The sequence below is a fragment of the Acetobacter sp. UBA5411 genome (assembly GCF_002409645.1).
In the GTDB taxonomy this organism is placed as follows: Bacteria; Pseudomonadota; Alphaproteobacteria; order Acetobacterales; family Acetobacteraceae; genus Acetobacter.
In genome coordinates this window covers 46,032-52,278 of sequence record NZ_DHNR01000032.1, presented here as the reverse complement: position 1 = coordinate 52,278, position 6,247 = coordinate 46,032, and the positions used below count along the sequence as shown (strand labels likewise).

General features: G+C 55.0%; 5 protein-coding genes. 1 reads left to right on the top strand and 4 read right to left on the bottom strand.

Translation table 11 applies throughout. The features are described from left to right. On the top strand, nucleotides 1–2,296 hold a 2,296-nt coding region (locus tag B3759_RS10940; RefSeq protein WP_291365954.1), incomplete at its 5' end, for a membrane-bound PQQ-dependent dehydrogenase, glucose/quinate/shikimate family. A gap of 132 nt (nucleotides 2,297–2,428) precedes the next feature. On the opposite strand, the gene aldA is transcribed toward B3759_RS10940, so the two are convergent. The 4 genes from aldA to B3759_RS10920 form a co-directional block, all read right to left on the bottom strand. After that, nucleotides 2,429–3,877, bottom strand: coding sequence for an aldehyde dehydrogenase (aldA, locus tag B3759_RS10935; protein ID WP_291365953.1), 1,449 nt, complete (start codon nucleotides 3,875–3,877; stop codon nucleotides 2,429–2,431). A 227-nt stretch (nucleotides 3,878–4,104) separates the two neighbouring features. Beyond that, the gene (locus tag B3759_RS10930; RefSeq protein WP_291365952.1) at nucleotides 4,105–4,458 is read right to left on the bottom strand and encodes an ArsC family reductase; all 354 of its coding nucleotides are present in this window, start codon (nucleotides 4,456–4,458) and stop codon (nucleotides 4,105–4,107) included. An 82-nt stretch (nucleotides 4,459–4,540) separates the two neighbouring features. Beyond that, nucleotides 4,541–5,353, bottom strand: coding sequence for a sulfotransferase family 2 domain-containing protein (locus tag B3759_RS10925; protein ID WP_291365951.1), 813 nt, complete (start codon nucleotides 5,351–5,353; stop codon nucleotides 4,541–4,543). 44 nt (nucleotides 5,354–5,397) lie between these two features. Beyond that, entirely contained in the window at nucleotides 5,398–6,123 is a 726-nt protein-coding gene (locus tag B3759_RS10920; protein WP_291365950.1) for a glycosyltransferase family 25 protein, read from the bottom strand. Between the last annotated feature and the right edge of the window lie 124 nt (nucleotides 6,124–6,247).

The window sequence follows — 6,247 nt, the reverse complement described above, 5'->3', positions numbered from 1 at the left end:
CTATCTGTTCGCGGGCCTCGGTTACATCGTCCTCGCCATTCTTCTGGTGCTGAAACAGCGCATCGCGCTGCCTTTCTCGATCGGCGTGTTTGTCGCAACTGTATTGTGGGCTTTCTTTGATACGCCGGAGTTTGGCTACTGGGCGCTTCTGCCGCGCCTTGTCGTTCCGACTGTTCTGTTCGTCCTGAGCCTCTGGGCTACAGCTACGCTTCAGTCTTTCGCGCCGAAGACACGCAAGCAGAGCGTGCTGGGTGGACTGGCGCTGACATGCAGCCTGCTCATCACCCTGTTCGAAGCGTTCTCGCCGCATGGCGCGATCCATAATGATACAGGCTTCAGCAAGCAGCCGCCTCTCGCTGTCGCAAAAGAGGATGTGCCCGAGGACTGGCAGTATTTCGCCCGCAATGAGCACGGCACGCGCTATGTGCCCTACAGTCAGATCACACCCGAGAATGTCGGTCGTCTTCAGGTTGCGTGGGTCTATCACACGGGCCGTCGTCTGACCGGCGCAGGCACGGGTGTCGACGAGAACACACCGCAGCAGATCGGCAACGTGCTGTATTCCTGCACGCCGGAAAATCTGGTCACCGCCATCGACGGCGATACCGGCAAGGCGCTCTGGAAGTTCGATCCGCAGGCGCACTCAGCGGAGCATGTTACCTGTCGCGGTGTCGGCTACTACGACACTGACAAGGATCAGACGCTGTCCGCCGAAGACAAGGCGGCTGATGCGGATGCGCCCTGTCGTCAGAGCATTATCGTCAACACGGTCGATGCCCGTCTGATCGGTCTGGACGCTCATACCGGCAAGCTGTGCCCGAAATTCGGGAACAATGGCGTTGTCGATCTGAAGCCGCGCATGGGGCCTGCGGAAAACGGCAAGCGCTATCATCCGACGGGTATTCCCGTGGTGATGGGTCATACGGCAGTCATCGGCGGCTGGGTGCGTGACATTGTGCATGGCGAGCCGTCCGGTGTGGTCCGCGCCTATGACGTGCGCACTGGTGCACTCACATGGGCTTGGGATGTCGGTGATCCGGACAACGCCAATGCGGCAGACCCAAGCAAGACCTACACGCTGGAAACGCCCAACGTGTGGACCATCCCGACCTACGACCGCGCCCTGAACCTCGTCTATCTGCCGACGGGCAACGGTCCGCCTGACTATTGGGGCGGCGACCGCGACGCTGTGAAGGAAAAGTTCGGTGCGGCTATCGTCGCTGTCGATGCCTCGACCGGCCAGACGAAATGGGTGTTCCAGACCGTGCATCACGATGTCTGGGACTATGATCTCCCCTCTCAGCCTGTCCTGTTTGATGTGACCAACAAGCAGGGCGAGACCGTTCCCGCCCTGATCCAGACGACCAAGACCGGTAACATCTTCGTCGTGGACCGTCGCACGGGCCAGCCGGTGACGGATGTGGTGGAAAAGAAAGTCGCCACGCAGCCTGCTGCGGAGGGGGAGCACCTTTCGCCGACGCAGCCTTTCTCGGTGGGGATGCCTGAAATCGGCGCCAAGCCGCTGACGGAAAGCTCCATGTGGGGCGTGAGCACGTTCGACCAGCTTTACTGCCGCATCATGTTCCGCAACTCGGTCTATGAAGGCGCTTTCACGCCGCCCGGTGAGAAGCCCTACATCGAATATCCGAGCCTGCTGGGTGGTATGAACTGGGGTGGCGTTTCCATCGACGAGGCACGCGGCCTGATGTTCGTCAACGACATGCGCGTGCCATTGCGCATGATGCTGGTGAACAAAAAGAACGCCTCGCACTACAAGATCTCGATGGACGAGGTTCCGGGCTTTATGGGCACGTTGCGCCCGCAGGTAGCTGGTCCTTATCAGGGCGTCCGCATCGATATCCTGCAATCGCCGCTGGCGGTTCCCTGCAATACACCGCCTTTCGGCACGATGAGCGCCATCGACCTGCGCAGCAAGAAACTGCTGTGGCAGGTGCCGCTCGGCACGGTGAAGGACACCGGTCCGATGGGTCTGAAGACGCACATGGACGTGCCGCTTGGTCTGCCGACGCTTGGTGGTCCGACTGCAACGGCATCCGGTCTGGTGTTCTTCGCTGGTACGCAGGATTACTATCTGCGTGCGCTGAACTCGCTGACGGGTGAGGAAGTGTGGAAAGCACGTCTTCCTGCTGGTGCTCCGGCGGCTCCGCTGGTGTTCCGCTCTCCGAAAACCGGCAAGGAATATGTGGTTATTTCAGCTGGCGGTATGAGCCATTCGCCAGATGTGAGTGATGAGATCATCGCTTATACGCTGCCGGATGATGCGACGGCGCATTGATTAACCAAAGTTTTTGGTGAAGCTTTTTTCAAAAAGCTTCAGAGAACGTCGCCTTTTTAAAAAAGGCGACACCCAAAAACTTCATTTTGTTTCAGGGCGGATATCCCCATCGGGATATCCGCCCTTTCCATATCAGGCGTTCAGATAGATGGTTTTTGTATCAACATAGGCTTCAAGCCCGTGCTGGCCATCTTCACCGCCGAGACCGCTTTCGCCATAGCCATGATGGAAGCCCTGCGGTTCCTCACCACCTTCACGATTGACGTAAACCTCACCGAAGTTGAGTTCCCGCGTCATGCGCAGGATCGTGGCGAGATCTTTCGTGAACAGATAAGCCGACAGTCCGTAACGGCAGTCATTGGCTCGTTCCAGCGCCTCATCAAAGTCACGCACTTTCATCAGTGACAGCACGGGACCGAACACCTCGTTCCGGGCAATGTCCATTTCATGCGTCACACCCGTCAGCAGGGTTGGCGTATAGAAACAGCCCTTGTCATAAACGCCGCCTGTCAGACGCTTGCCACCGATTTCCAGCTTCGCGCCCTGAGAGACAGCTTTTTCAACGATTTCATGAACCTTCTTCAGTTCATCCTCGCTGACTTTTGGCCCCATATCCGTTGCCGGGTCCATCGGATCGCCGACTTTCAATGCCTTGATTTTCTCACGCAGTTTCTCGGCAAACTGGTCGTAGATGGCCTCATGCACATAGGTGCGTTCATTGCTGGTGCAGATCTGTCCCGCATTGCCAAAGCGCGCCACGACAGCGGCTTCGACCGCCTTGTCGAGGTCAGCGTCATCCATGACGATGAACGGCGCCTTGCCGCCCAGTTCCAGTCGCACTTCTTTTAGGTGTTCGGCGGCCGCGGCCATGATCTTCTTACCGGCAGGTGTCGAACCGGTCATGGTGATCAGTCTCGTGTCCGGGTGTGCGACAATCGGCACGCCCACTTCCGGTCCATCGCCGGTTACGATATTGACCACGCCCGCCGGAATGCCTGCTTCCTCCACCAGTTTCGCCAGCGCCAGTGCGGAAAGCGGTGTCAGTTCATGCGGCTTGAGAACGATTGTGTTGCCTGCCGCAATCGCCGGAGCGATTTTCCGCGCGCAGAGCGCCAGCGGGAAGTTCCACGCTGCAATAGCGCCAACGACGCCATGCGGCACTCGGTCAATCAAGATCTTCTCGCCCGGACGTTCGCCGGGGATAATCTCGCCTTCAAGACGGCGGGTGTTTTCCGCAGCGAAACGCAGCAGGGCTATGGCGAAATCAACCTCTCCCTGTGCTTCCTTCAGAGTTTTTCCCATTTCGGAGGTGATGGTTCTGGCAAGCGTTTCTCTGTCGCGTGCGACCAGATCACGTAATTTATACAGCGCATCGGCACGTTTGGATGCGGGCGTATCGCGCCAGGCCGGAAACGCTTTTTTGGCAGCCTCTACCGCAATCTTGACGTCCTGCTCCTGTCCTCGGGCAGCCTCTCCGACAACATCGCCGGTTGCCGGATTGCGGATTTGCGTCCATTCGCCGCTGGTGGGTTTTGTCCAGGAACCATCAATAAAAAGGTCATATCGTGTCTGGGAAGGCATACGTAAATCCCTGCTTCTGAAATCTCGTAAAATGCGATTTCGGTTCAGGGTCATTTTACCGACAGCATGGTGTCGAAGACCGGAACCGGCCCGTCAGGAAACGGGAAACCGCCTTGCGTCCGCCATGACGACGGACGCGCATGCTTTTTCTAACTCTGCAAAACCGGGATCGTTCCCTGACGTGCATGCATGACTGCCTAAAACAGCCTGCAAGGCAGGGGCATCATTCAGACTCTGAAAAAATCAGCATATTTTTCGGGCTTGAAACCGATGATTATCCGTGTTGAGGCTTCCAGAACGGGGCGACGGATCATGGAGGGATTGTCGATCATAAGCTGAATGGCTTTTTCTTCAGTCAGGTCTGTCTTGTCTGCATCAGGCAGCTTCCGGAATGTTGTGCCGGAGCGATTGATCAGTTCTTCCCATCCCGCTTTTTTGACCCAGTCGAGCAGACGGGCGCGATCCACGCCTTCCTTCTTGTAATCATGAAACGTGTAAGCAATGTCGTGCGCATCCAGCCACGCCATCGCTTTTTTCATTGTATCGCATGATCTGATTCCATAAATCGCAACGGTCATCATTCAGAATCCTTGAAATGAGAACATGAAATTTAGGGTCTAAAAAGAATTTGTAAATTATCTGGCGAATCAATGTGACCTTGCGTCAGGAAGCGCGAAGACGTTGCCGCAACGCCTGCACTTCCGCCGTAAGATGAGAAATCAGAAAATCTTTTGTGCTGTGACGAACAAACCGTTCATAGGCAGGAGCTGCGGCCGCATAACCATTCCATTCTCCCCCACATAAGGGGTCCATAAGCAGGGCATCAAAACCCGTTGGAACAGCTTCCTCGTCTGATGGTGGTGTATAGCCAAAGAGAGCGTAGTCCCGCCGATAAAACCTCATGAGAAGCGACCTCATCTTCTGCACAACGTCAGCAGGCAGGCTTTCCGCTGGCGATGTCGGCATCGGAGGCAGCGTGTCCACTGCCTTGAAAAAATCATCACTCATGCCGCCGATCATTCCGACTGCTCTCAGGTCTTCTGGTAGGGATTCCGTGCGAACGATAAAATCGGTATATCTCTTGTTGCCGAGGTGAGTGAACCGGAATTGCGGAATGAAGTGAATGTAGCGGGGATCATATGAAATCCGCACTTCATCGAGTTCCTCCAGAACCTGTAGCGCGTTTCTTTTCCTGTGCTGTTTCATATGTTCTTTCAAAGAGCTCACGAAACGGATCCAGGGATCACGAACAACAGCGACAACCGTGTAGGAACGGATCTGGTTCCATTCTTCTGTCTGGCACAGAATATGGAGCGGTATATGGGCCTGATCCACCCATTCTCCTGTCCTGCGCAGCCATGTCCAGTCCCACCATGGTCCGGTGGAGGCGACTGATGAAAATGCTTTCCGGAGCGCTTTTCCTCCACATTTTGGTGTGTGGAGAATCAGCGTTCTGTCATTTTCGAGCAGGATCATCGTGCATTCCTACAGCCCAGTCGACGCATTACGGTTTCAGCCTGTCACGAGTTGATGATTGTCGATTTCGCATTCTCGTTTCTGGAGATACAGAGAGAGGGAAAGCAGCAGAAAGCGTCGATCTTCTCATAGTGATGGCACATCACATGATCGAGCGATGTGTTGCGCAGCGTCTCGTTGGTTCTGCGGTACCAGTATTCAGCGTTCTGCAGCGGTAGGCAGAGATCGAGAAGACGTCGCGCTCCTTTGGGAGATATGGCGTAACCGCAGATACCCAGCGCCTTGAACAGTTTGAAGGGAGACGCGTTGACAGGACGACTGCGATAACGCTCCACGCCAAGACGCATCAGCGTCTGGTTGAAATTTGCGACGCAATAGGTCACGCCCGGCAGCAGATCAAAGACAAGATTGACGTCGTAATTATAGCCCCAGAGGATGATATCCCATTCATTTTCAAGGGATTCTATGATTCTTGTGGATTCTTCCTGAAAGTTGCTGCTCAGAATGGCGTCGTCTTCAAAAATGGAGACAGCCTGCTTATTTTCCATGACAGCATTCCACAGCAGAATGTGGGAAAGCGCCGAGCCAACAGCGCCACGACTGTAACAGAGGTCGGGTGCGATAAGGCCCGCCGACTGTAATTCCTGCATGTCGAGTGTCTGACCGTCGATCGCACTGAAACGTCCGATATCTGCAATAGAACCGTTCATCTGACAGAAGCTGTCATAACGTTCCACGTCGCAGTCGCGATTGATCACCATCAGTTTCATATGCACGGCACCCGAATTTTTTTTCGGGGTTGACTTTGGCCCTGAATATTAAAGGTAATTTTAAAGATCAGGGGAATATTACATTTCGTTTCAAAATATTATAGAACGATGTTTTTTCCGTTTC